The sequence below is a fragment of the Microbacterium sp. F01 genome, assembly GCF_056156365.1.
Map to the genome: position 1 here is coordinate 3,915,895 of NZ_CM149592.1, position 25,679 is coordinate 3,941,573.

Below are 25,679 nucleotides of genomic sequence, written 5' to 3' on the forward strand. Positions count from 1 at the left end.
CCGTCCGCCCGCGCTCCGCGGGCGGACGGGGAGACACCACCCCACGGGAAAGCGACATGCTTGCATTCATCCTCCGGCGCCTGCTGTCGGGCGTCATCCTCATCGCGGTGATCTCGTTCCTCGCGTTCGTCCTCCTCTATGCGGCCGGCGGCGACATCGCCCGCCGCATCCTCGGCGAGAACGCCACCGCCGAGACCGTCGCCAAGAAGACCGAGCAGCTCGGGCTGGATCAGCCGCTGCTCCAGCAGTACTGGAACTGGGTCACCGGCGCTCTCACCGGCAACCTCGGTCGCAGCTGGTTCACCGGCGAGCTGGTGTCGACGAGCGTCAGCAACCGCCTCTCGGTCACCCTCGCGATCGTGATCGGTGCGACCCTCGTGTCGGCGATCGTCGCGGTCGTCCTCGGCATCCTCGCCGCGCGCCGCGGCGGCTGGGTCGACGGCAGCGTCCAGGTGGTCGCGCTCATCGGCTTCGCCATCCCCGGCTTCCTCATCGCGCTGGGCCTCGTGCTCGTGTTCGCGATCAACCTCGGCTGGTTCAAGGCCACCGGCTACGTGCCTCTGACCACCTCGGTGTCGGGCTGGCTGTCTTCCGTGACCCTGCCCATCGTGGCGCTGTCGATCGGCGCGATCGCGGCGGTGTCGCAGCAGGTCCGCGGCTCGGTCATCGACGCGATGTCGCGGGACTACGTCCGCACGCTCCGCTCGCGCGGCCTCAGCACGAACTCGGTCGTGTACCGCCACGTGCTCCGCAACGCCGGCGGCCCCGCGCTGGCGGTCCTCGCCGTGCAGTTCATCGGCCTCCTCGGCGGGGCAGTGATCGTCGAGCAGGTCTTCGCCATCCCCGGCATGGGCCAGCTCACCGTCCGCGCCACCACCCTCGGCGACATCCCCGTCGTCATGGGCGTCGTGATCGCCTTCGCGATCATCGTCGTCATCGTGAACCTCCTCATCGACCTCGCCCAGGCGGCGCTGAACCCGAAGGTGCGACTCTCATGACCGCCATCGACGTCCCCCTCGACGTGCCGGTCGCCCCGGTACGCGTCTCGCTCTGGCGCCGTCTGCTGCGCCGGCCGATCGGCCTCGCCTCGCTGATCTTCCTGGTCTTCCTCGGGATCATCGCGGTCGTCGGCCCGGCGATCGCTCCGCAGGATCCGAACTACGCCGACATCCGCAATGTGCTCGCGCCGCCGAGCGCCGCGCATCTCCTCGGCACCGACGGCAGCGGCCGTGACGTGTTCTCGCGACTGCTGGCGGCGACCCAGACGACGGTCGCCGCAGCGCTGCTCGCCCTCGTCGTGGCGCTCATCCTCGGTGTCATCAGCGGCCTCATCGCCGGCTACTACCAGGGCTGGTTCAACAGCACGGCGACATGGGTGACGGAGCTCAACATGGCCCTGCCCGGCATCGTGGTGCTGCTGGCGGCGCGCGCCGTGCTCGGCCCGTCGGTGTGGATCTCGATGTTCATCTTCGGCATCCTGCTCGCCCCGGCGTTCTACCGGCTGGTGTACGCCTCCGTGACCGCCGTGCGCACCGAGCTGTACGTCGACGCGGCCCGCGTGTCTGGCCTCAGCGACACGCGCATCATCGGCCGCCACGTGCTCTCGGTGGTGCGGGCTCCGATCATCATCCAGTCGGCGATCATCGCCGGCATCGCCATCGCGATCCAGTCGGGCCTCGAGTTCCTGGGCCTCGGCGACATCTCCGTTCCCACGTGGGGCCAGATGCTCAACGACGGCTTCAAGAACATCTACAAAGAGCCGCTCCTGATGCTCTGGCCGTCGCTTGCGATCGCCCTCACCTGCATCGCGCTGACGCTTCTCGCCAACGTGATGCGCGACGAGCTGGAGCGCACGGTGTCGGTGCGCCGCAAGCGCCGGCGCGCGGTCGCCACCGCCACCGGCTCGGTGGCCGCGGTGACGACCTCCGTCGGGCTCAGCGGCGGCGACGTCGTCGACCTCGACGAACCGCCGGTCTTCGAGAGCGACGGCGTCATCGTCCACAAGGGCGACGCCCGCAGCAAAGCGACTGAGAAGGTGCTCGACGTCCGCGACCTGCACGTCGGTTACGACCAGCCCGACGGCTCGCACATCGAGGTCGTGCACGGCGTCTCGCTCGACATCCGCAAGCGCGAGGTGCACGGTCTCATCGGCGAGTCCGGCTCGGGAAAGACCCAGACCGCGTTCGCCGTGCTGGGCCTGCTCCCCCGCGGCGGCCACGTCACCGGCGGTTCGATCCTCTACGAAGGCACCGAGATCGCCGACGGCGACGACCGCACCTACGCGGGCCTGCGCGGCAAGCGCATCGGGTACATCCCGCAGGAGCCGATGTCGAACCTCGACCCGTCGTTCACGATCGGCAGCCAGCTGGTCGAGCCGCTGCGCAAGAACCTCGGGCTGTCGAAGAAGGCCGCGACCGACCGCTCCCTCGAGCTGCTGGCACGAGTCGGCATCCCGCAGCCCAAGCGCACGTTCGACGCCTACCCGTTCGAGGTCTCGGGCGGCATGGCGCAGCGCGTGCTCATCGCGGGCGCCGTCTCGACCGACCCCGACCTCATCATCGCCGACGAGCCGACCACGGCCCTCGACGTCACGGTGCAGGCCGAGGTGCTCGAGCTGCTGCGCGACCTGCAAGCCGAGCGCCACATGGCGATGCTCCTGGTGACCCACAACTTCGGCGTCGTCGCCGACCTGTGCGACCGGGTCACCGTCATGCAGAGCGGCAGGTTCGTCGAGCAGGGCCCGGTGCGCGCGATCTTCAACGACGCGCAGCACCCGTACACGCGGTCGCTGCTGGACGCGATCCTCGACGAGGGTCCCGCCCGCGGTCCGCTCGTCATGAAGGGAGCAAGCGCATGAGCACCCCGCTGCTGGACATCAAGGACCTCGTCGTCGAGTACCCGGGCAAGGGCTTCCGCGCCCAGCCGTTCCGGGCCCTCAAGGGCGTCTCGCTCGACATCCTGCCGGGCGAGACGGTCGGCCTCGTCGGCGAGTCGGGCTCGGGTAAGACCACTCTCGGCCGTGCTGCCCTCGGCCTCGCCCCGGTGACCGAGGGGTCGATCGTCTACGACGGCAAGGACATCTCGCACCTGAAGCGCCAGGAGCGCCGCGCGCTCAGCTCCGAGATCCAGGTCGTGTTCCAGGACCCGTACTCGTCGCTGAACCCGTCGATGACGATCGAGCAGATCCTCACCGAGCCGCTCACCGCGGCGGGCGTGAGCTCGAGCGAGGCGAAGTCCCGGGTGCGCGACCTTCTCGACCAGGTGGGCCTGCCCGCCGACGCGCGCGGACGCCTCCCCCGCGAGTTCTCGGGTGGGCAGCGGCAGCGCGTCGCGATCGCGCGGGCGCTCGCCCTGGAGCCGCGGCTCATCGTGTGCGACGAGCCGGTGTCGGCGCTCGACCTGTCGACGCAGGCCCGCGTGCTGGACCTCTTCATCGACATCCAGAACCGCACCGGCGTCGCGTACCTCTTCGTGACCCACGACCTCGCGGTGGTGCGCCACATCAGCCACCGCGTGGCCGTGATGTACCGCGGCGAGATCGTCGAGACCGGCGACGGCGACCGGGTGACCTCCGAGCCCCAGCACCCGTACACCCAGCGTCTCTTCATGGCCGCGCCGGTCCCCGACCCCGACAAGCAGGAGGAGCGCCGCATCGCGCGCCGTGCCCTCCTCGACGCCGAAGCGTCCGCGAGCGTCGCCTGACGAAGACGGATACTCCGGCCCGGCCGGTCCGTGCACCCCGGGTCGCAGCATCCGCCCCCGAAACTCCTGCGAGAAAGAACCCTCCCCGATGACCGACACCGCCACCTCCACCCACCCGGACTCGGTGCTGCACCTCGTTCCGCTGCTCGAGCGCCTCACGCTCGAGCAGAAGGCCGCCCTCGTGCAGGGCGCCGACTTCTGGACCACCGTCCCCCTGCCCGAGATCGGGCTCCGGGCGATGACCCTGTCGGACGGCCCCGCAGGGGTCCGCGGTCCTCGCTGGGACGAGCGCGAGCCGTCGCTCAACCTGCCGTCGGGATCGGCCCTCGCCGCCTCGTGGGACGTCGACCTCGCCTACCGGTACGGCGCGGCCGCAGCATCCGAGGCCCGCCGCAAGGGTGTCGACGTCGTCCTCGGACCGACGATAAACCTGCATCGCTCGCCGCTCGGCGGCCGTCACTTCGAATGCTTCAGCGAAGACCCCGAGCTGAGCGCCGAGCTCGCCGCCGCGTACGTGCGGGGCCTGCAGGAGAACGGCGTCGCCGCGTGCCCCAAGCACTATGTCGCGAACGACGCCGAGACCGACCGCGTCACCGTGGACGTGCGCGTCGACGACCGGGCGCTGCGGGAGCTCTACCTTGCGCCGTTCGAGCGCGCGGTCGAGGCCGGAGCGTGGACCCTCATGAGCGCATACAACGCGGTCGACGGCGTGACCATGACCGAGAACGACCTGCTCGAGACGCCGCTCAACTCCGAGTGGGGCTTCGACGGCGTCGTGGTCAGCGACTGGACCGCGGTCCGTTCGCTGGGGTCGGTGCCCGCCGCGCAGGACCTCGCGATGCCCGGTCCCGCCCCGGCGTGGGCCGACCTGGTGGACGCGATCCGCGACGGCCGCGTGAATGAGGCCGACCTCGACCGCAAGGTGCTGCGCCTGCTCCTGCTCGCCGAACGCGTCGGCGCCCTCGGCGACGCGAGGCCGCTCGAACCTGCTCCGCTCGACGGTCCGGCGTTCGCGCGCGCCGCCGCCATCGAGGGCACCGTGCTGCTGCGCAACGAGGGTGTTCTGCCGATGGATGCCGCGTCCCTCGGCCGCGTCGCCGTCATCGGGCAGAACGCGCGCGAGGCCCGCACACAGGGCGGCGGCAGCGCCACCGTGATCCCCGAGTCCGTGGTCTCGCCGCTCGACGCCATCCGCGCCGCCGCGCCCGGCGCCGACGTCCGCTTCGAGATCGGCGCGGTCGTGCAGGAGGGGGTCGCCGAGATCCCGCTCGCGCAGCTCACCAACCCGGCGACCGGCGAGGCCGGCATCCGCGTCGCGTTCTTCGACGCGGACGGCACGGAGCTCTTCGCCGAGAACCGCCGCTCCACGGCGCTGGTCTGGTTCGGCGGCGACGCCCCGATCTCGGCGAGCGCCACGGTGGTGTTCGAGACGCTGTACACGCCGACCGAGTCGGGCGAGATCGAGCTCGGCTTCGCCGGCGCGAACCCGGGCAAGCTGTACGTGGACGAGCGTCTCGTCCTCGACGACGCCCCGATCATCGAGGGCACCGACCTCGGCGCGGCGTTCCTCAACCCGCCGTCGATCACGGCCACCGTCGCGGTCGAGGCCGGTCGCGAGACCGCCGTGCGCGTCGAGTTCACGCGCGAGAGCCACGGCGCGCTGTCGGGCGCGCTCAGCGCCACGCTCGGCATCGCGCCCGAGCGCACCGACTCCGACGAGCTGATCGCCCGCGCGGTCGCGGAGGCCGCGGCATCCGAGGTCGCGATCGTCGTCGTGGGCACGAACTCGAAGGTCGAGTCGGAGGGCTACGACCGGACCAGCCTCGACCTGCCCGGCCGCCAGGACGACCTCGTCCGCGCCGTCGCCGCCACCGGGACCCCGACCATCGTCGTCGTCAACGCCGGCTCGCCGGTCGTGCTGCCGTGGGCGGACGAGGTCGCGGCCGTCGTGCAGGGATACTTCGGGGGCGAGGAGTTCGGGCACGCGATCGCGGACGTGCTCACCGGCGCCGCCGAGCCCGGCGGACGCCTTCCTACGACGTGGCCGGCTGCGCTCGCCGACGTGCCGGTGACCGAGGTCGTTCCCACGGACGGCCGCCTGGAGTACCGCGAGGGCCTGCACATCGGCTACCGCGCGTGGCTGAAGGCGGACACCGAGCCGGCGTTCCCGTTCGGCCACGGCCTCGGCTACACGACGTGGTCGTGGGGTGCGGCGCAGCGCAACGGCGACTCCGTCGAGGTCACGCTCGCCAACACCGGCGATCGCGCCGGCAAGCAGGTCGTGCAGGTGTACGCCGAGCGCGCGGAGTCTGCGGTGGAGCGCCCCGAGCGCTGGCTCGTCGGCTTCGCGACCGTGCACGCCGCCCCCGGCGAGACGGTGACCGCGATCATCCCCGTCCCGCAGCGTCGCCTCGCGCACTGGGCAGGCGAGTGGGTCGTCGAGCCCGGCGCGTTCACGCTCCGCGCCGGCGCCTCGGTGGCAGACCTGCCGCTGTCGGTCGACTGGACTGTCGAGTGAAGGCGCTGGACAGCGCCCGCCTGAGCGGGAGCGCCGACGCGCGCCTCGAGGACATCGTCGAGCGCCTCGACGGGCTCCTCGCCGCCGACCCCGACCTGTCGTTCCAGGTCGCGGCGTTCCACGACGGGCACCCTGTGCTCGACGCGTGGGGCGGGCCGCACATGGCGGAGGACTCGGTCATCGTGCCCTACTCGGTCACGAAGAACACGATCGGGGTCGCGATCGGCCTGCTCGTCGAGCGGGGCGAGCTCGACCTCGACGAGCGCGTCGCGACCTACTGGCCCGAGTTCGCCGCGAAGGGCAAGCAGCCTGTCACGGTGCGGCAGCTGCTGTCGCACCAGGCCGGCCTCCCGCAGGCGGAGCCCGCGCTCACGTGGGACGAGCTGCTCGACCACCACTCGGCGGCGGAGCGGCTCGCCGCGAGCCGCCCGTTCTGGCACCCCGGGAGCGCCTTCGGCTACCACGCCATCACGATCGGCAACCTCGGCGACGAGCTCGTGTTCCGGGTGACCGGCCGGACGCTGCACGAGTTCTACGAGCAGGAGATCCGCGCCCCGCACGGCATCGACTTCTTCCTCGGCCTCCCCGCCGAGTACGAGTCGCGCCGCGTGGACGTGCTGCCGATGATCAAGCCGGTCTCCGACACCTCCGCGCCGACCTTCTCGGCGCTCGGCCCGGTCGTGTTCGGCTCGATGGGCGGCGAGGTCGACCTCGCCAACTCGCGCCGCAGCTGGGAGTACGGCCATCCCGCCGGTTCGGGCACGGGGACGGCCCGGGGCATCGCGCGCCTCTTCGCCTCGGCGGTCACCGGCGTCGACGGCGCCGATCCGTTCCTCAGCGCCGACACGGTGGCTGAGATCGGCCAGCAGCAGATCCGCGGCTATGACGAAGTGCTGCACCAGCAGGACCGCGCCCACGCGATCGTGTTCCAGAAGCCGTCGCAGCAGCTCGCGTTCGGCGGGCCGCGTGCGTTCGGCCACGACGGCGCGGCGGGGGCCCTGGCCTGCGTCGACCCCGACACCGGCCTGGCCTTCGCGTGGACCATCGCGCGCGGTCCGTGGCCGGGCGGCGCGGACCCCCGCGCCGTGGCGCTCGCCCGGGAACTCGGCATCCGTCTCTCGTCCTGAACCTCCCCTCCGAAGGAACCTCGTGACCACGCTCCACAACCCGCTCCTCAACGGCTTCCACCCCGACCCCAGCGTCGTCGCGGTCGACGGCGTGTACTACCTCGCCACCTCGACCTTCGAGTACCTGCCCGGGATCCCGATCCACCGCTCGACGGACTTCGAGACGTGGGAGCTCATCGGCCACGTCGCGACGCGACCTGGACAGCTGGGCGTCGAGGACGTGCCGACCGGGGGCGGCGCGTGGGCGCCGACGATCCGTCATCACGACGGGGTCTTCCACCTCGTCATCACCGACGCGATGGGCCGCGGCATGCTGCACTTCACCGCGCAGGATACTGCGGGTCCGTGGAGCGACGGCGACCTGCTGCTCAAGGCGGACGGCACGGGCACGATCGAGGGCATCGACCCCGACATCGCCTGGGATGCCGACGGCGCCTGCTACGTCACGTTCTCGGGGCTGCAGCTGACCGGGGCGCTGAACCCCAACCAGCCGGCGCACCTCGGCATCCAGCAGGTGCGCGTCGACCTCGCGGCGCACCGCGCGCTCGAGGAGCCGCGCTCGCTGTGGTCGGGCACGGGGCTGATGTTCCCCGAGGCACCGCACCTCTACGAGATCGACGGCGCGTGGTACCTCCTGATCGCCGAGGGCGGCACCGAGCGCGGACACTCGATCTCGATCGCGCGGGGCTCCTCGCCCGAAGGCCCGTTCGTCGGCTCTCCGGGCAACCCCCTCGTCTCGGCCCGCTCGACGCCGCGGCCCATCCAGAACACCGGCCACGGCGACCTCGTCGTCGGCCCCGACGGCGACTGGCTGTGTGTGCTGCTCGGCGTGCGGCCGCGCAGCGGCACCCGCGCGTTCTCGGCGCTCGGGCGCGAGACCTTCGTGACGCCGGTGACGTGGGACGACGGGTGGCCCGCGATCGCGCCCGTCGAGCTGAACCCGCGGCCCGGGACACGCGTCGAGGTCGCCTTCGACGGCCCGCTCGACCACGAGTGGGTCGGCATCCGCCGTCTGCCCTCCGAAATCGCCGACGTCGAGGCCCGGCCGGGCGCGCTCGTGCTCCATGCCGACGGCACGACGCTCGCCGACGCGCGTCCCGTCTTCGTGGGCCGCCGCCAGGAGCACCTGAACAATGCCGTGACCGTGCGTGTCGACGTCAGCGGCGGCGTGGGCGGCCTGGCCGTGCGCTACGACGAGGGCTTCCGACTCGAGATCGAGGCGGGTCGCGGCACCGTGACCGCCCGCGCGTCGCTCGGCGGCCTGCTGCAGGAGTGGAGCGCCCCGCTCGAGGGCGACGTCGTCGACCTGCACCTCGACTCCGCGAAGCCCGGCCCCGGCTGGCGCATGGTCTCGACGAGCGACATCTTCCACGTCGGGTTCACGACCGACGGCGGCGAGCGCGTCGAACTCGCCGAGGTCGACGGGCGGTTCCTGTCGTCGGAGGTCGCGGAGTCGTTCACCGGCCGCGTCATCGGCGTGTACGCCGTCGAGGGCGACATCGCCATGCTGCACTGGGTCGCGGAAGGACACGACGAATGACGGATGCTGCTCCTCCCGCGCTCCCGGATCGCCACCGCGTTCGCCCGCGCCGCCGCTGCGCGCCGCGCCGTGCCCCGCTGACCTCGACCCTCTGACCGGAAGGAACCCCGTGTTCGACCGCGCCTCCACCTTCGGAGACACCCTCGACAGCCCCGCCGGCCGTGCCGTGCTCGAGACCCATCTCCCCGGCATCGCCGCCTCGCCGATGGCGGCGCAGTACCGGGGCGTGCGGCTCGGCCAGCTCGTGGCGCTCGTACCGGCGCTCGAAGACCTCGCGGCGCAGGAGCTCCTGTGGGATGCGCTGGCCGCCGTCGAGGACGGCGACGACGCCCGTGCGCCCTACGCGCCGGCGATCAACCCCGACCCCGGCTACGAGGGCGACGAGGTGACGCGGGGCTCAGCATCCGTCGTCCTTCCCTCCCCGACGGCGAAGTGGGGCGTCCTCGAGGTGCGCGTCGACGGGCCGAGCCACGGCAACCCGTTCGTCGACGTCGAGTTCGACGCGGTATTCACGCGCCCGGACACCTCGACCGTGCGGGTCGGCGGCTTCTACGACGGCGACGGCCGGTACCTCGTGCGCGCGCTCGCCGACGCGGAGGGCGACTGGACGTTCGTCACGCGCTCGACGGCGCGTTCGCTCGACGGTCTCGGCGGCACGGTCACCGTGACGGCGGCGCGCGAGGGCGCGCACGGGCCGGTGCGGGTCGACGGCTTCCACTTCCGGCACGCCGACGGCACGCGCCACCGCCCCCTCGGCACGACGGCGTACGCATGGACGCACCAGAGCGATGAGCTGCAGGAGCAGACCCTGCAGACGCTCGCCGACGCGCCGTTCACGAAGATCCGCATGTGCCTGTTCCCGAAGTCCTACCTGTTCAACGCGAACGAGCCGGCCGATTTCGTGTTCCCCGGGTCGCTCGACGACGGCTTCGACCTCGAGCGGTTCGACCCCGCCCACTTCCGCCGGCTCGAGCAGCGCATCGCGCAGCTGGGCGAGCTGGGCATCGAGGCCGACCTCATCCTGTTCCACGCGTACGACCGGTGGGGCTTCGCCGACCTCGGACCCGCCGTCGACGAGCGCTACCTGCGCTACGCTGTCCGCCGCCTCGCCGCGTTCTCGAACGTGTGGTGGTCGATGGCGAACGAGTACGACCTGCTGTGGTCGAAGACCGGCGCCGACTGGGAGCGCCTGGCCGCGGTCGTCGGCGAGGAGGACCCGTTCGGGCACCTCAACTCGATCCACAACTGCCGCCCTCTCTACGACTACGCGAAGCCCTGGATCACGCACGTCAGCATCCAGCGCGTCGACGTCTACCGCACCGCCGAGAACACCGACGAGTGGCGTGAGAACTGGGGCAAGCCCGTCGTGATCGACGAGTGCGCCTACGAGGGCGACATCGATCAGGGCTGGGGCAACATCACCGGCGAGGAGATGGTGCGCCGGTTCTGGGAGGGTGCGGTGCGCGGCGGCTACGTCGGCCACGGCGAGACCTACCTCCCCTCGGCGCTCGGGCTCGACGACGAGGTGCTGTGGTGGTCGAAGGGCGGCGTCCTGCACGGCACGTCTCCTGCCCGCATCGGGTTCCTCGAGCGACTGCTCGCCGACGCGCCCGAGGGCGTGTGGGACCCGCTCCCGTCCGACTGGGACGTCCCGTGGGGCGGCGCCGACACCCACCGCGTCGGCTACTTCGGCTTCAACCGCCCGCGCTTCCGCAACGTCGTGCTCGGCGACGGCGAGTGGACGATCGACGTCATCGACACCTGGAACATGACCGTCGAGCGCCTCGAGGGCACCCACCGCACCACAGTTCGGGTGCCCCTGCCCGGCCGCCAGTTCATGGCCGTCCGCGCGATCCGCGTCGCCGACTGACGGGTGTGAACACGCCGGCCGCCGGGCGACCGACATCGATCAGACCGTTGCGCCGCCTCGCACGGCCACGGCGAGGACGACCGCGAGGCCGGCGATCCCAACCGCGAGGATGAACAGCGCGAGGATGCCGAGGACGCCGGCGCCCGGCATCCTCGCCCTGTCACCCTCGAGGCGGAGAACCTCGTTCACGCGGCGGTAGCGCCGTCGCGCGCTGAGGTAGAGCCAGGCGGTGGCCAGAAGGCCCGCGACGCCGCCGAGCGCCCACCAGGCATCGCCGAATGCCGAGGGCAGGAGACGGAACGCCACGAGCGAGCCGACGGCGAGTGCCAGCGCCGTGCGCCGCCACGCCAGTTCGGTGCGCTCGGGCTGCAGGCCGTCGTCGAAGAGCGGGGTCATCGCAGCAGGATCGCCAGGACCACGAGGATCCCGGCCAGCGTGACCGAGGAGCCGAGGATGACCCCGAGCGGCGAAGTCGGCAGGGGCCTTGTCTCGCGGAGCGCGAGCTCGGTGCGCATCCAGCCGAACCAGGCGAACGCGGGGGTGAGGACTCCGACGACGACGAGCACCAGAGACGCTGCCAGGCGAAGACCCGCGTGAAGGTCCAGCCCGAGCACTTCGAGCGCGACCCCGCCCGCGATCAGGGCGAGCGCGGTGCGGATCCACGCGAGGAAGGTGCGCTCGCTGGCGAGCGTGAACCGGGCGTCTGGTTCGGTTCCCCGCGAGAACACCGAACGGGGAAAGCGCCGATCGCTCATCCGGCGACCGTCCAGGGGATCACGGCGAGGGACATCGGGCCTCGGGTCACCGTGCCTCGCGCACGCCGAGGCGCTCGAGGTGCGCGTTCGAGAAGCGGCCCTCGGGGTCCAGCCGCTCGAACACGGCGCGCGCGTCGGCGAGGCGCGGGTGCACCCGCTCGATCGCGGCGCGGTCGAAGCCGTGAAGCTTGCCCCAGTGCGGGCGCGCCCCGAAGGGCTCGAGCGCGGCCTCCACGCGGGCCACCGCGGCGGCCACGTCGTCGGGGTGGTTGAACCAGGTGAAGTGGATGATCACGACGTCGCGCCGGTATGCGGGGCTCAGCCACAGCTCGTCGGCGGCGGCGGTGCGCAGCTCGGTCCAGATCAGATGGGGACGGATGCTGTCGCCCAGCGCCCGCACCGCGTTCAGCGCCGCGGTCGCATCGGCGCGGGCGACGAAGTACTCGCTCTGGATCTCGTCGCCGAACGAGGGCTCGGCGTCGAGGCGGAAGTGCGGGAGTCGCAGCATCCAGGGTCCTGGCTCGGAGAGTTCCGTGACGTTGTCCTCCACGCCGAGCGGCGATTCCTCCGCCTGGGCGCGCACCCCGTCGAGGATCGTGTCGGGCACGGCGTCGTCGTCGGCGTCCAGTCGCGTCTTCACCCAGATGAAGCCGATCGACGACTCCTCCCAGCGCGAGAACACCGAGACGCTGTACCCGGCCGAGGTGAGCTCGTCGTAGGAGGCGAGCGCGGCCTCCCACGAGACGCCGGAGTAGATGTCCTGCCGGGCGCGGAAGGCGGGCACGATGTCGAGGGTCAGCGACACCACGATGCCGTAGGCGCCGAGCCCGACCACGAGGGCGTCGAAGTCGGGGTCGCCGCGGCGCACGTCGTGCACCTCGGCATCGGCCCCGACGTAGCGCAGTGCGCGGACGGATGCCGACAGCACCGGGTTCGCGTCGCCCGAACCGTGGGTTCCGGTGGCCGTCGCGCCGCCGACGTTGATGTGCGGGAGCGACCCCATGTTGCGCAGAGCCCATCCGCGGTCGTCGAGCCACACCGCGAGCACGCCGTAGCGGATGCCGGCGGGCACGGTGACCGTCTGCGCTGCTTCGTCGAGCTCGAACTCGGCCGCGAACCCGGTCACGTCGACGAGCGTGCCGGTGGTGTCGGGGAGGTCGGTGAAGGAGTGCCGGGTACCGAGCGCGCGCACCCGGCCGGGTTCGCGCAGCACCCGCACGACGTCGTCGACCGAGGTCGCCTCGACGATCCGCGGTGCGGAGTACTCGTAGGTTCCAGCCCAATTGCGCGCCATCGCGCCCCCTTCTCGGATCTGCGGTTCAGTGCGCGGCTTCGGCCGCGAGCCGTTGCGAGGCGGTCGCCATGTGCAGCGCCATCGCGGAGGCCGCGGCATCCTCATCCCCCGCCTCGATCGCGCGGAAGACCGCGTCGTGCTCGTCGATGGCGGTGCGGGCCTCGTCCTCGTCGTGCACGGCGCGGTCGGCGTACACCTGAAGCAGCGATCGCACCACGTGCAGCAGGTCGATGAGCGTGTCGTTGCCCGCGGCCGCCGCCAGCGCGTTGTGGAAATCGAGGTCGGCCCGCGCGAACGCCTTGAGGTCGCCCACGCCGCCGCGCATGCGTTCGAGCGAGCCCGAGATGGCGCTCAGATCGGATGCCGCGGCCCGGCCGGCGGCGAGACGTGCGACGTAGATCTCGAGCCCGGAGCGCAGCTCGAGCAGCTCGGCGGTGTTCTTCTGCCCGATCAGCAGTCCCCAGCGCAGCGTCTGCGGCAGGAGTTCGCTCGCGGTGCCGCGGAGGTATGTGCCCGAGCCCGGACGCACGTCGACGATGCCGAGGATCTCGAGCGCGGCCAGGGCCTCCCGTACCGCGGATCGCCCGACGCCGAGCGTCGCCGCCAGCTGCCGCTCGGGGGGCAGGCGGGTGCCGGCCTCGAGGTCGCCGCTGGTGAAGAGGTCCATCAGGCGACGGGCGACCTCCGACACGGGCGTGCCCGTCGGAAGGGCGCCCAGGGCCGCCGTGATCTCGGCCGAGCGGTCGTCGGGGTAGGCGGGCATGCGAACAACTTACGGCAGGTCGAGGCGATCTTGTATTGCTTTCGGTCAACCGGTTTGTCAGACTGTGGGAAGGCGACGTCAGTCGCCTTTCTCGCGGCACTGCGAGAAAACGTTTCCTGAGCTCGACGACGAGAGGCGAATCAACGATGAAGTTCCGGAGCAGGAAGCTGATGGCGGGTGCGGCGGGCGTGACCCTGGCGACCCTCGTCGGATTGACGGGATGCGCTTCGGCCGCCCCGTCCAGCTCGCAACCGACCCTCGACCCCGACGAGGAGGTGTCGATCACCTTCACGTTCTGGGGCAACGACGTGCGCGCCGAGCTCTACAACGAGGCGATCGCGGCCTTCGAGGAGCAGCACCCCAACATCGATGTCTCCGTGCTGTTCCTCTCACCCAACGACTACTGGGAGAAGCGCCAGATCGAAGCCGGCGGCGGAGGACTCCCCGACGTGGTCACCATGGATCTCGCCTACATCCGCCAGTACTCCGAGAGCGGCTCGCTGCTCGACCTGGAGCCGTACCTCGGCAGCATCATCCAGACCGACCCGATCGAGCCGTCGGTGCTCGGCGCCGGCGTGGTCGACGGGGTCACCACGGCCGTGCCGATCTCCACCAATGCGTGGTCGATGTTCATGAACACGACGATCCTCGACGAGATCGGCGTCGAGCCGTTCGCAGGCGGCACGTGGGACGACTACTACGAGTGGGTCGCCGAGGTGACCGATGCCGCTCAGGCGGCCGGCGTGCCGGACGTCTGGGGCGGCGTCGATCCGTCCTCGCGCTTCGTGAACTTCGAGATGCAGCTCCGCGCCGAGGGCGAGGACCTCTTCGACGACGAGGGCGACCCCGGCTTCGACGAGGAGCGGTTGACGGAGTACTGGGATGAGGGTGCCGACGCGCGCGAGGGTGGAAAGTTCGTCCCGCAGCAGCGGGTCGCCGAGGTACAGCCGCTGACGGCGTTCGATGCCTGGCTCGGCGCGAGCGACACGCAGACCGACAACTTCCTCGCGGGCTATCTCGCCAACCTCGGCGAGGGCTACGAGGTCACACTGCAGGCTCCGCCGCTGTCGGTGGACGGTGCGAAGGACCTCTACCTGAAGGCGTCGCAGATGTACTCCATCGCGGCGAACTCGGAGCACCCCGCCGCGGCCGCCACGCTCATCGACTTCCTCATCAACTCGCCGGAGTCGGGCGAGATCTTCGGCACCAACCGCGGTCTGCCGGCGTCGGCGACGGCACGCGAGGCCGCGGACCTGGATCCGGTGAGCCAGGACATCGTGGACTATGAGGCGTCGATCGCCGACCGGCTGGGCGAAGCGCCGCCGGCGCCTATCGTCGGCTACGGCTCGTTGCACGAGAAGTTCCGCGAGCTGACCGAGGAGCTCAACTTCGGCACGCTCACGGTCGACCAGGCCGTCGAGCAGTTCTTCGCCGAGATGGACGTGGTGCTGAGCCAGTAACCCGTCGCGCGCGGCGGCCGGCGCCAGGGAACGTCGGCCGCCGCACCTTCCCTTTCACGCTCCGAGGAGTCTCCCCATGCCCGTCGACGAATCCACCGCCCCCTCATCCGTCCCCGCTCCGCCTCGGCCGTCGCTCGGCATCCAGGGCCCGGTCGTCGCGTTCCAGGATCCCTGGGCGGGATCCGCGTCCGACGAGATCATGCGCACCGGCACCGGCATCCCCATCCCGTCGCAGGACCCGGCGCCGACGGCGCGCGAGTTCGTCGCCGCGCTGCGCGATCTCGGCGCCGACTTCTACGTGCACCACGTCATTCCGACGTACTCCGATCACGGCGGCCTGCTGGGCGACCTCGCCGAGGCAGGCATCGACCTCGTGCTGGGCAACGAGTACGGCAACATCAACGGGCCCTTCGTCGACGGCACGAACCGGTACGACGTGCCGTCGGAGCTGATCCGGGATGCTGCGGCCGCCGGCGTTCTCACCGGCGTGCTGTACGACGAGCCCGAGCACCTCCAGATCCACGCGGATCAGTACCGCCACGACGCCCACCTGCCCCACTTCGGGCAGACCGATGGACTCGCGACAGAGGAGGCGATCGCGGTGATCGACGACACCGTGCGCGGCATCGTGCGTGACGTCGACTCCGCGACCTCCGCGGCGGGCGGCCCGCCCGTGCCCGTGCTCGCCGAACAGGTGTTCCCGGTGATGTTCCACACGCTCGCCCGCGCCGGGATGACGCCGACGCCCAAGGTGATGAAGGAGTCGTTCCAGCCCGTGCAGCTGGGCACCGCGCTGGGCGCGGCGCGGCAGTACGGCCGCGAGCTCTGGATCTGCGCGGACCTGTGGGGCCCCGACATCGGCCCCTGGCTCACCCGCGCCCCGGGCTTCCCCGGGCACTCCCCCGCCGAGTTCGCGTCGGCGCTGCGACTCGCCTACCTGTTCGCCCCGACGCGGCTGTTCGTCGAGAACATCGACGTGCTGGTGCGCCACCGCGGCGCCGGCACATTCGAGCGCACCGCCCACGGCGAGGTCTGGCGGGAGTTCGTGCGCGACTTCGTGCCGCGGCATCCGCTCCGCTGGAGCCATCGCGACGCGCGCGCCGACATCGCCCTCATCCACGCCGACGACAGCGACTTCGGACGCGGCGCCCGGCCGTTCGGCAACCGCGCGACGACAGCGCCGAGCGCCTCGCGCAGCGTCTTCGAGGCCTGGCACGCGCTCAGCCACGGGCAGCTTCCCGACCATGGGAGCTGCCTCCACATCGCCGGGTACGACTTCCCCCGTCATGAGCTCGATGGCATCCCGCGATCGCAGTTCCCGCTCCAGGCGGGAGCCGCCGAGCAGACGCACATGCACGGGCTGTTCCAGGCGACCCGCAGCGTGCTCGTGTTCGACGAGCACGTGCGCGCCGACCAGCTCGCCGACGCGGGTCTCGTCGTGGTCGCGGGCAGCCGCCTCCCGCGTGCGACGCTCGACGCGCTGCATGCCCGCGCGGCGGCCGGAGCGACAGTGCTCGTCGCCGCCTGGCTGTGCGATCCTGATCGCTCGCGCTCGGCGCGGGTCGGCGACGGGCGCTGGATCGTGTACGAGACGTTCGCCGATCCCGCCGCGCACGAGGCGATCGCCGCGCACGCGGGCGCGGCGGACGTGTGGACGCAACGCTTCGGCGAGGTCGAACTGCGCATCTCCGCGACGAATCCCAGCGGCGAGATCCTCGAGTTCGAGATCGCGGATGCTGCGGCCCGACGCGTCGACTGAACCCCGCCCGCACCCACCTGGAGTCGCGCACACCCCCGCGCCTGAGGCGGCGGGGCGGACGAGGCATCCATTCGCACTTGCAATTGGTCAACCGGTTTGTCACAATTGTCGTCGGAATCACCCTCGATCACCGTCGATGAGCCAGGAGTCACCGTGGACCAGAACCAGACAGTCGCAGACGCGCCGCCCGTCGCGCGATCCGCAATCCGCAAGGTGTCGATCCGCCTCGTGCCGTTCGTCGCGCTGATGTTCTTCATCAACTACCTCGACCGCACCGCGATCGGCTTCGCCGCCCCCAACGGCATGAACGAAGACCTCGCGCTCAGCGCCGCTCAGTTCGGCTTCGCGTCGGGGGTCTTCTTCATCGGCTACATCCTGCTCGAGGTGCCGTCGAACCTGGCTCTGCACAAGTTCGGCGCCCGCCGCTGGCTCTCCCGCATCATGGTGAGCTGGGGCATCGTCGCGCTGCTGTTCACGTGGGTGCAGAACTTCGAGCAGCTCGTCGTGCTGCGCTTCCTCCTCGGCGTCGCCGAGGCGGGCTTCTTCCCCGGCGCGATCCTCTTCCTCAGCCTCTGGGTGCCCGCGCAGTACCGCGGCCGCATCCTCATGCTGTTCTACCTGGCGCAGCCGCTCACGACGGTCATCGGCGCCCCGCTGGCCGGCTGGCTCATCCAGCAGCACGAGGTCTTCTTCGGCCTCGAGGGCTGGCGCTTCATGTTCTTCGGCGTCGCAATCCCCGCGATCATCGTGGGTGTCGTCGCGTGGTTCTACCTCAAGGACAAGCCGGCCGACGCGAAGTGGCTCACCCGTGACGAGCAGGTCTGGCTGACCGACGCGCTCGACCGCGAGAAGGCGGCGACGCAGAAGCAGGAGCACGGCCACGTGTCGGCGCGCTTCGCCTTCAAGAGCGGTCGCGTGTGGGTGCTGTCCTTCATCTACTTCGGCTTCATCTACGGCCTCTACGCGCTGGCCTTCTTCCTGCCCACGATCATCGAGGGCTTCCAGAGCCAGACCGGGCAGACCTTCGACACGCTGCAGAAGGGCCTCATCACCGCGATCCCGTACCTGCCCGCGGCGATCGTCATGTACTTCTGGTCGCGCGACGCCTCCAAGCGCGGCCTCAAGACATGGCACATCGCGGGTCCTGCGATCGCCGGGGCGATCAGCATCCCGCTCGCCCTGTTCATGGGATCACCGGCCGCCACGATCGCGGTCATCACGGTCACGGCCTGCGCGATCTTCGCCGCGCTGCCGAACTTCTGGACGCTCCCGACCCGCTTCCTGACGGGCGCCGCGGCCGCAGCGGGCGTCGCGCTCATCAACACGATCGGCAACCTGGCCGGCTTCTCGGCTCCGTTCGTCACGGGCTTCGTGCACGACTGGACCGGCGGCTACGAGGTCCCGATGTTCATCGTCGGCTTCGTCATGCTCGTCTCGGCGGTGCTCATGGTGCTGCTCGCCCGCAGCAACCGCATCAACCCGGTCGTCGTCGACGACGCGGGCGCGGAGACGGACACTTCGACTCCTCCGTCGCTCAGTGCAAGTGCTGCACCCGCCGAGGGCGCGGATGCCCTGCACACCGCGGCCGACCCCAAGGGCGACGCGCGATGACCCGTCTGTGGAACGAGCCGGCGGATTTCGCCGACGAGATGATCGACGGGTTCGTCGCGGCGAACGAGCGGTATGTGCGCCGGGTGCCCGGTGGTGTGGTGCGTTCGACGGTGTCGCCGGCGGGTCAGGTCGCGGTCGTGGTCGGCGGCGGTTCGGGCCACTACCCCGCGTTCGGCGGGCTCGTCGGCCCCGGGCTCGCGCACGGCGCGGCGATGGGCAACCTGTTCGCGTCCCCGTCGACGCAGCAGGTGTTCGCGGTCGCGAAGGCCGCCGACAACGGCGGCGGCGTGTTCTTCTCGTACGGCAACTACGCCGGCGATGTACTGAACTTCGACGCGGCGCAGGAGCGGCTGCGTGCCGAGGGCATCGCGTGCGAGACCGTCACGGTCACCGACGACATCGTGTCGGCATCGGCGGATGAGAAGCACAAGCGTCGCGGCATCGCCGGCGACCTGACGGTGTTCCGCATCGCGGCCGCCGCGGCCGAGGCCGGCGCCGACCTCGCCGAGGTCACCCGTCTCGCGCGCCTCGCGAACGAGCGCACCCGGTCGTTCGGGGTCGCGTTCACCGGCTGCACCCTGCCGGGCGCCGAGCAGCCGCTGTTCACCGTCCCCGAGGGGCGGATGGCGATCGGCCTGGGCATCCACGGCGAGCCGGGCATCGACGAGACCGACATCCCCACCGCCGACGGGCTGGCCGAGCTGCTCGTCTCGCGGCTGCTGGCCGAGGTGCCGACGGGTGTCGACGCGGTCCGGGGGGCCCGCGTCGTTCCCATCCTGAACGGCCTGGGCTCGCTGAAGTACGAGGAGATGTTCGTCGTCTACCGGCGCATCGCCCAGCTGCTCACCGACGCGGGCCTGGAGATCGTCGACCCGCACGTGGGCGAGTACTGCACGAGCTTCGACATGGCCGGCACGTCGCTGACCCTGTTCTGGCTGGACGACGAGCTCGCGCCCCTGTGGGAGACCCCCGTCGACACCCCCGCCTACCGGCGAGGTTCCGTTGCACCCCAGCAGCGGCTCGTCGCCGCCGACAGCACCGCCACCGTGGCGGAGGAGATTCAGCCCGGGGACGAGGCATCCCAGTCCGTCGCCCGCACGGTGCTCGCCGCGGTGCGCACCATCTCGGAGACCGTCGACGCGCACGTCGACGAGCTCGGCCGGATCGATGCGATCGCCGGTGACGGCGACCACGGCATCGGCATGCAGCGCGGCTCGCACGCGGCGCTCGCCGCCGCGACGGCCGCCGTCGACGCCGGTGCCGGCGCCCGCACCACGCTCGCGCACGCCGCCGACGCGTGGGCCGACAAGGCCGGCGGCACGTCGGGGGCGCTGTGGGGCGTCATCCTGAACGCGGTCGCCGCGAAACTCGCCGACGAGGGCCGCCCCGACGCCGCCGCGGTCGCCGCGGGCGTCGCGGCCGGCTCGCGCGGCGTCACGGACTACGGCAAGGCCGAGGTCGGCGACAAGACCCTCGTCGACGCGCTCGTGCCGTTCAGCACCACCCTCACCGGTGCGGTGGACGCGGGTGCGGGTCTGGTCGACGCGTGGCGGACGGCGGCGGATGCTGCGACCCGCGCCGCGATCGCGACCGCCGAGCTCCTGCCCCGCATGGGCCGCGCGCGCACGCACGGCCAGAACAGCGTGGGCACCCCCGACCCGGGCGCGATCAGTCTCGCGCTCATCGTGACCGCCGTGGGCGAGACCCTCACGGCCCAGACCCAGAAGGAGAACGCAGATGCCTGAGCCGCTGCGCATCGTGATCGGCGCCGACGACGCCGGATTCGACTACAAGGAGATTCTCAAGAAGGACCTCCTCGCCAACCCCGGTGTGGTGGAGGTCATCGACGTGGGCGTGGACGCCGACGGCCACACCCCGTACCCGAAGGTCGCCATCGAGGCCGCCCAGCAGGTCGCGAACGGCGACGCCGACCGCGCACTGCTGATCTGCGGCACCGGCCTGGGCGTCGCGATCGCGGCGAACAAGGTCCCCGGCATCCGCGCCGTCACCGCCCACGACTCGTTCTCGGTCGAGCGCGGCGTGCTCTCCAACAACGCGCAGGTGCTCACCATGGGCCAGCGCGTCGTCGGCATCGAACTCGCCCGCCGCCTGGTGCGGGAGTGGCTCACCTACCGGTTCGACACCACCTCGGCGTCGGCCGACAAGGTCGCCGTCATCGACGAGTTCGAGACCACCGGGTCCTGCTGATGACCGAGGTCACGGTCGGGGTGAGCCTGAAGACGTACTTCGGGCACGAGCGGGCGCGCGCCTGGTTCGCCGACGTGGCGCGGCGCGCGGCCGGCCACCCCGCCGTGGCCGCAGGGGACGTGCGGTTCTTCGTGATCCCCACCTACCTGCAGATCCCGGCAGCCCTCGCCGCGTTCGCCGGCACCCCGGTGCTGGTCGGCGCGCAGGACGTCTCGGCCTACCCGCCCGGCGCATACACCGGCGAGGTCACCGCCGAAGAGCTTGCCGAGGTCGGCGTGCAGGTCGCCGAGATCGGCCACGCCGAACGCCGCCGCCTGTTCGACGAGACCGACACCGTCACCGCCGGCAAGGCCACCGCCGCCCTCAGCCACGGCATCACCCCCGTGCTCTGCATCGGCGAGGCCGAACACCTCGGCGCGCCCGCCGCCGCACTCGCGAACGTCGAACAGCTCGCCGCCAACCTCGAGGACGTCCCGGCCGGTCCGGTCATCGTCGCGTACGAGCCGGTGTGGGCGATCGGCGCCGCCGAGCCCGCCCCCGACGACCACATCGCCACCGTCACCCGCGCCCTCCGCGCCGCGGTCGACGCCGACCCCGCCCGCACCGGCAGCGTCGTGATCTACGGCGGCTCCGCGGGCCCCGGCCTGCTCACCCGCCTCGCAGGCAGCGTCGACGGCCTCTTCCTCGGCCGCTTCGCCCACGACCCCGATGCCCTCGTCGCCGTCTGGGACGAAGCATCCGCCCTCGCCTCCTCCCGGTCGGAGGTCGACGCATGATCGGCCTCGGCACGTACGCCTTCTTCTGGCAGCACTCCGACCAGGTGCCCGAGCCGCTCTCGTTGATCGGAGCGTTCGAGGCGACGAGAGAGCTCGGCGTCGACCTGTTCCAGATCTGCGACTACGCGCCCCTCGAGGAGATGACCGGCGCCGAGCTCACCGATGCCGCGGCCGCCGCACGCGACCTCGGCCTCACCATCGAGCTCGGCACCAAGGGCATCGAGCCGCACCGGCTGACCCGCTTCCTCGACCTCGCGAGCGCGTTCGACACCACCCTGGTGCGCAGCATGCTCTACTCGGCCGACACCCGTCCGACCCTCGACCAGGCCGAGGAGTGGCTCGGCGCCGTGCTCCCCTCGTTCGAGGCCGCCGGCGTCGACCTCGCGCTCGAGACCTACGAGCAGGTCGCCACGGCAGACCTCGTCGACCTCGTCGCGCGCATCGGGAGCGACCGACTCGGCATCTGCCTCGACCCCGCGAACGTCGTCGCCCACCTCGAGCGCCCCCGCGACTGCGTCGAGCTGACCACCACGCACGTCAAGAACATCCACGTGAAGGACTTCGCCTTCGCCCGCCAGCCGGGCTGGGTCGGCTTCACGTACGGGGGCGCGCCGATGGGCGACGGCCTCCACGACTACCCCCACCTGCTCGAGACCGTCCGCCCGCGCGAGCGCGGGATCAACGAGGTCGTCGAGCACTGGCTCTCCTGGCAGGGAGACCCCGAGACCACTGTCCGCACCGAGCGGGAATGGACCCGCCGCACCATCGAATATCTGAGGAGCACGACATGAGCACCACTTCGACAGAGACGTACAAGATCGCCGTCGTCGGCGCCGGCGGGAAGATGGGCATGCGCGTGTCCAACAACCTCGTCAAGACCGACCACACCGTCTGGTACGTCGAGAACTCGCCCGCCGGCCAGCAGCGCACGATCGACGCGGGCCGTGAGCTGACGGATGCCGCCACCGCCGTCGCCGACGCCGACATCGTCGTGCTGGCGGTGCCTGACCTCGCCCTCGGCCCCGTCACCGCCGACCTCGTGCCGCAGCTCAAGTCCGGCGCGATCGTTCTCACGCTCGACCCGGCCGCCGCGTACGCGGGCCTGCTCACCACCCGCGAGGACGTCATCCAGGCCGTCGCGCACCCGTGCCACCCGTCGGTGTTCCTCGAGCGCACCACCAAGGAGGAGTGGGCCGACACGTTCGGCGGCATCGCCGCCCCGCAGGACGCCATCGCGGCCGTCGAATCCGACGACCCGGCGCACAAGGCCATCGTCGAGGCGACCGTCCGCGCGATCTACGCCCCCGTCATCGACGTGCACTTCGTCACCGTCAAGCAGCTCGCCCAGCTCGAGCCGACCCTCGTCGAGACCGTCGCCTGCATGATCGGCGCGCTCCTCAACGAAGCGCTCGACGAGGCGATCAACACCATGGGCGTCCCCGAGGCGGCGGCGCGCAGCATCCTGTACGGCCACACGCAGGTGGCGCTCGCCAACGGACTCCGCGGTGACAACCCGTTCTCGGACGCGTGCCTGATCGCCATGGACTACGGTCGCGAGTCGATCATCAAGGACGACTGGAAGAAGATCTTCCGCGACGACGAGCTCGACAAGAACCTCGCGCGCATGCTGCACCTCGACCACATCGAGCGCTGATCCATGGGACAGCTCGAGGGCAAGACCGCGCTCGTCACGGGCGGGGCGCTCGGTATCGGCCTCGCCGTCGCGACGCGGTTCGCTCGTGAGGGCGCGCGGGTCATCCTCGCCGACCGCAACGGCGAGGGCGCGGCCGCGGCCGCTGCCCAGATCGGCGACAACGCCCGTGCCGTCACGATGGACATCTCCGACGAGCACGCGGTCGCCGCGGCCTTCGCTGAGGTGGAAGCGGCCGGCTGGGCGCCCGACGTCGTCGTGGCCAACGCCGGCGTGCAGCTGTTCGGGCAGGACGCCCCGGCAGCCGACCTCGACCTGGATGTCTGGCGGCGCACGATCGACATCAACCTGACGGGCACTTTCCTGACGGTCAAGTACGCGGTGCGCACGATGCTGAAGCTCGGCGGCGGGTCGATCATCCTCACCGGCAGCCCCACCGCGGTCAACGGCGAGGGCAAGGACTTCACCGCGTACAGCGCGTCGAAGGCCGGCATGCACGGCCTCGGCCGCACGGTCGCGGCGGCGTACGCCGACAAGGGCATCCGCGTCAACACGGTGCAGCCGGCGTACACCGAGACGCCGCTGGTGGCGGCGATCAGCGAGGACCCCGAGTCGCGCGCCGCGATCATCAGCCGCATCCCGATCGGCCGCGCCGGCACCCCCGACGATGTCGCGGGCATCATGGTGTACCTCGCCAGCGACGACGGCGCGTTCGCGACGGGTGCCACCTTCCAGGTCGACGGCGGGATGACCTCGCTCTGACCCGGAGCCCTTCGGGTTCGGGGCGCACTTCGTCCGTTCGGGGCGCATTTCGAGCGCCCCGAACGGCGATTCGGCGCCCCGGACCCGGAACGACGACGGGCCGCGCACCTCGGGGGTGGCGCAGGACCGGACGCGGAGGACGAGGATGGGGACCATGACGGACCTGTGGAACGGCGAGCCGGCGCGCGAGTGGCAGAGCGGCCCGTGGTCGCTCGAACTCCGTGACGACGAGTTCGCCGACATCGCGTACGAAGGCCGCGTCGTGCTCCGTTCGGTGCGCGCGGTCGTCCGCGATCGCAACTGGGACACAGCGGACCTTGTCGTCGACGGCGTCGACGCGTCGGGCATCGCGCTGACGCTTCACGTGCACTCGGTCGATCTCGGCTCGGACCTCCGCGGTGTCGTCCGCGCCGAGGTGCGCGGCGGCGGGCGCCTGCGCCTGCTCGCCGACCTCGAATCGACCTCGGAGTTCCAGACGAACCGCACGGGTCTCGTCGCCCTGCACCCGCCTGCGCTCGCGGGCGCCGCGATGGACGTCCGCCACCCCGACGGCGCAGTGACGCATTCCCGGTTTCCCGCCGACATCAGCCCGCATCAGCCCGCATTCGACATCGCCGGCCTGTCGTGGTCGCACGACGGCCTCGACGTCGACGTGCGCTTCGCCGGTGACGTGTTCGAGATGGAAGACCAGCGCAACTGGACGGATGCCTCGTACAAGACGTACAGCCGCCCGCTCGCGCTGCCCTTCCCGTACCCGCTCGCGGCGGGTGAGCGGATCGTGCAGTCGATCGACATCAAGGTGTCGGGAGTCCCAACGCCGGTGGACGAGGACCCGGTCACCCGCATCCGGCTCGAGCAAGGGCCGGCGCTGCCCGCGATCGCGGTGTCGGCGTCCACCGCGCCCGATCCCGATCCCGCCTTCGCCCCCACGGGCTCCGCGGTGCTCGTCGAGCTCGACCTCGCGACCCGCAATTGGCGCGCCGCACTCGACCGGGCGGCAGCATCCGGTCTCCCACTCGATGTCAGGTTCGTGCTCGCCGACGACGACCCCGCGGCCATCGACCGCGCCGTCCCCGCGTTGCGCGATCTCGCCGTCGCCCGCGTGACCGCGTTCCCGCCCACGGGCGCGGCGAGGCACGTGTCGGACATCGATGCGATCGGAGCCCTGCGCCACGCGCTCACCGAGGCGGGCGTCGAGGCCGAGGTGGTCGGCGGCGCCCGCTCGCACTTCACCGAGCTCAACCGAGAGCACCACCGCCTCCCGCGAGGCCTCGACGGGATCGTCTTCAGCAGCACGCCCCTGTTCCACAGCCTCAGCTCCGCCCAGCTCGTCGAAGCGCTGCCGATGCAACGGCTGGTCGCCGCCCAGGGCGTCCGTCTCGCCGGCGGGCTGCCGGTCCACATCGGGCCGATCTCGCTGCGGCCGCACTTCAACGACGTGGCGACGACCCCGCCGCCGATGCCGGCGCACGACGACCTGCGCGACGGCTACGGCTCGGCCCTGACGGACGCCGTCGACGCGCGCCAGACGGCCCCCGAACTGGCCGCGTGGACCGTCGCCAGCGCCGCGGCCTTCGCCGTGCCCGGCGTCGCGACCCTCGCGTACTTCGAGGAGTGGGGCCCTCGTGGGGTGCGCACGGTCGACGGCACCACTCGGCCGGCGTTCGACGCCGTCACCGCACTCGCGGCGCTTGCGGGCGCGCCCGGCCTCCGCGGCGAGTCTCCCGACGGCCTCGTGTGGGCGCTCGGTGCCCGCACCGCCGACGGCGACGTCGTGCTCGTCGCCAACGTCGACCGCCGTTCGCGCACCGTCGAGGTCGAGCTCCCGGGCGGGGAGATCCGCACGGCGGAACTCGCCCCCGGATGCTTCGTCCGCGTCTGAC

The 25,679-nt window shown here is 71.5% G+C and carries 21 protein-coding genes; 17 read left to right on the plus strand and 4 right to left on the minus strand.

Translation table 11 applies throughout. The features are described 5' to 3' along the window. Positions 1-56: 56 nt before the first annotated feature. The 7 genes from ACVN90_RS17995 (at position 57) to ACVN90_RS18025 (ending at position 10,757) form a co-directional block, all read left to right on the plus strand. Positions 57-998: an ABC transporter permease gene (locus tag ACVN90_RS17995; RefSeq protein WP_475099566.1), complete on the plus strand. Its 942-nt coding sequence runs from the start codon at positions 57-59 to the stop codon at positions 996-998. Beyond that, positions 995-2,857, plus strand: a complete 1,863-nt coding sequence (locus ACVN90_RS18000) for a dipeptide/oligopeptide/nickel ABC transporter permease/ATP-binding protein (protein ID WP_475099567.1) — start codon at positions 995-997, stop codon at positions 2,855-2,857. The genes ACVN90_RS17995 and ACVN90_RS18000 overlap by 4 nt, the downstream gene beginning before the upstream one ends. Further along, positions 2,854-3,702 carry an ATP-binding cassette domain-containing protein gene (locus tag ACVN90_RS18005; RefSeq protein ID WP_475099568.1) on the plus strand — a complete coding sequence of 283 codons (849 nt, stop codon included), beginning with the start codon at positions 2,854-2,856 and terminating at the stop codon, positions 3,700-3,702. Before ACVN90_RS18000 ends, ACVN90_RS18005 begins: the two co-directional genes overlap by 4 nt. A gap of 88 nt (positions 3,703-3,790) precedes the next feature. Further along, entirely contained in the window at positions 3,791-6,220 is a 2,430-nt protein-coding gene (locus ACVN90_RS18010) for a glycoside hydrolase family 3 protein (protein ID WP_475099569.1), read from the plus strand. Beyond that, entirely contained in the window at positions 6,217-7,347 is a 1,131-nt protein-coding gene (locus ACVN90_RS18015) for a serine hydrolase domain-containing protein (protein WP_475099570.1), read from the plus strand. The genes ACVN90_RS18010 and ACVN90_RS18015 overlap by 4 nt, the downstream gene beginning before the upstream one ends. A gap of 22 nt (positions 7,348-7,369) precedes the next feature. Next, positions 7,370-8,887, plus strand: coding sequence for a glycoside hydrolase family 43 protein (locus ACVN90_RS18020; RefSeq protein WP_475099571.1), 1,518 nt, complete (start codon positions 7,370-7,372; stop codon positions 8,885-8,887). Positions 8,888-8,996: 109 nt separating this feature from the next. Beyond that, a complete protein-coding gene (locus ACVN90_RS18025; protein WP_475099572.1) occupies positions 8,997-10,757 on the plus strand; it encodes a DUF5605 domain-containing protein in 1,761 nt (586 codons plus the stop codon). A 39-nt stretch (positions 10,758-10,796) separates the two neighbouring features. Here the strand turns inward: ACVN90_RS18025 and ACVN90_RS18030 are convergent, their stop codons facing one another. From ACVN90_RS18030 to ACVN90_RS18045, 4 genes are read right to left on the minus strand one after another with little or no spacing between them, the layout of a single operon-like run. Then, positions 10,797-11,153, minus strand: coding sequence for a DUF202 domain-containing protein (locus tag ACVN90_RS18030; protein WP_475099573.1), 357 nt, complete (start codon positions 11,151-11,153; stop codon positions 10,797-10,799). Next, positions 11,150-11,512 (minus strand): YidH family protein, encoded by a 363-nt coding sequence (locus ACVN90_RS18035; RefSeq protein WP_475099574.1) that lies wholly within the window; start codon positions 11,510-11,512, stop codon positions 11,150-11,152. Before ACVN90_RS18035 ends, ACVN90_RS18030 begins: the two co-directional genes overlap by 4 nt. Before the next feature lie 46 nt (positions 11,513-11,558). After that, positions 11,559-12,806 (minus strand): D-arabinono-1,4-lactone oxidase, encoded by a 1,248-nt coding sequence (locus ACVN90_RS18040; RefSeq protein WP_475099575.1) that lies wholly within the window; start codon positions 12,804-12,806, stop codon positions 11,559-11,561. A 25-nt stretch (positions 12,807-12,831) separates the two neighbouring features. Beyond that, a complete protein-coding gene (locus ACVN90_RS18045) occupies positions 12,832-13,569 on the minus strand; it encodes a FadR/GntR family transcriptional regulator (RefSeq protein WP_475099576.1) in 738 nt (245 codons plus the stop codon). Positions 13,570-13,715: 146 nt separating this feature from the next. Here ACVN90_RS18045 and ACVN90_RS18050 point away from each other — a divergent pair, with 146 nt between their 5' ends. The 10 genes from ACVN90_RS18050 (at position 13,716) to ACVN90_RS18095 (ending at position 25,678) form a co-directional block, all read left to right on the plus strand. Then, positions 13,716-15,029 (plus strand): ABC transporter substrate-binding protein, encoded by a 1,314-nt coding sequence (locus tag ACVN90_RS18050; protein WP_475099577.1) that lies wholly within the window; start codon positions 13,716-13,718, stop codon positions 15,027-15,029. A 76-nt stretch (positions 15,030-15,105) separates the two neighbouring features. After that, positions 15,106-16,788, plus strand: a complete 1,683-nt coding sequence (locus ACVN90_RS18055) for a hypothetical protein (RefSeq protein WP_475099578.1) — start codon at positions 15,106-15,108, stop codon at positions 16,786-16,788. A gap of 153 nt (positions 16,789-16,941) precedes the next feature. After that, positions 16,942-18,399, plus strand: a complete 1,458-nt coding sequence (locus tag ACVN90_RS18060; protein ID WP_475099579.1) for an MFS transporter — start codon at positions 16,942-16,944, stop codon at positions 18,397-18,399. Next, positions 18,396-20,144 (plus strand): dihydroxyacetone kinase family protein, encoded by a 1,749-nt coding sequence (locus tag ACVN90_RS18065; RefSeq protein WP_475099580.1) that lies wholly within the window; start codon positions 18,396-18,398, stop codon positions 20,142-20,144. Before ACVN90_RS18060 ends, ACVN90_RS18065 begins: the two co-directional genes overlap by 4 nt. Further along, complete coding sequence (locus ACVN90_RS18070) at positions 20,137-20,607, plus strand: ribose-5-phosphate isomerase (RefSeq protein WP_475099581.1); 471 nt, start codon at positions 20,137-20,139, stop codon at positions 20,605-20,607. The genes ACVN90_RS18065 and ACVN90_RS18070 overlap by 8 nt, the downstream gene beginning before the upstream one ends. Next, positions 20,607-21,383, plus strand: coding sequence for a triose-phosphate isomerase family protein (locus ACVN90_RS18075; protein ID WP_475099582.1), 777 nt, complete (start codon positions 20,607-20,609; stop codon positions 21,381-21,383). The genes ACVN90_RS18070 and ACVN90_RS18075 overlap by 1 nt, the downstream gene beginning before the upstream one ends. Next, entirely contained in the window at positions 21,380-22,174 is a 795-nt protein-coding gene (locus ACVN90_RS18080; RefSeq protein ID WP_475099583.1) for a sugar phosphate isomerase/epimerase family protein, read from the plus strand. The genes ACVN90_RS18075 and ACVN90_RS18080 overlap by 4 nt, the downstream gene beginning before the upstream one ends. Beyond that, positions 22,171-23,037, plus strand: coding sequence for a phosphogluconate dehydrogenase C-terminal domain-containing protein (locus ACVN90_RS18085; protein ID WP_475099584.1), 867 nt, complete (start codon positions 22,171-22,173; stop codon positions 23,035-23,037). The genes ACVN90_RS18080 and ACVN90_RS18085 overlap by 4 nt, the downstream gene beginning before the upstream one ends. Positions 23,038-23,040: 3 nt before the next feature. Beyond that, a complete protein-coding gene (locus ACVN90_RS18090) occupies positions 23,041-23,796 on the plus strand; it encodes an SDR family NAD(P)-dependent oxidoreductase (RefSeq protein WP_475099585.1) in 756 nt (251 codons plus the stop codon). A gap of 154 nt (positions 23,797-23,950) precedes the next feature. Next, the gene (locus tag ACVN90_RS18095; protein WP_475099586.1) at positions 23,951-25,678 is read left to right on the plus strand and encodes a D-apionate lactonase family protein; all 1,728 of its coding nucleotides are present in this window, start codon (positions 23,951-23,953) and stop codon (positions 25,676-25,678) included. Position 25,679 lies beyond the last annotated feature (1 nt).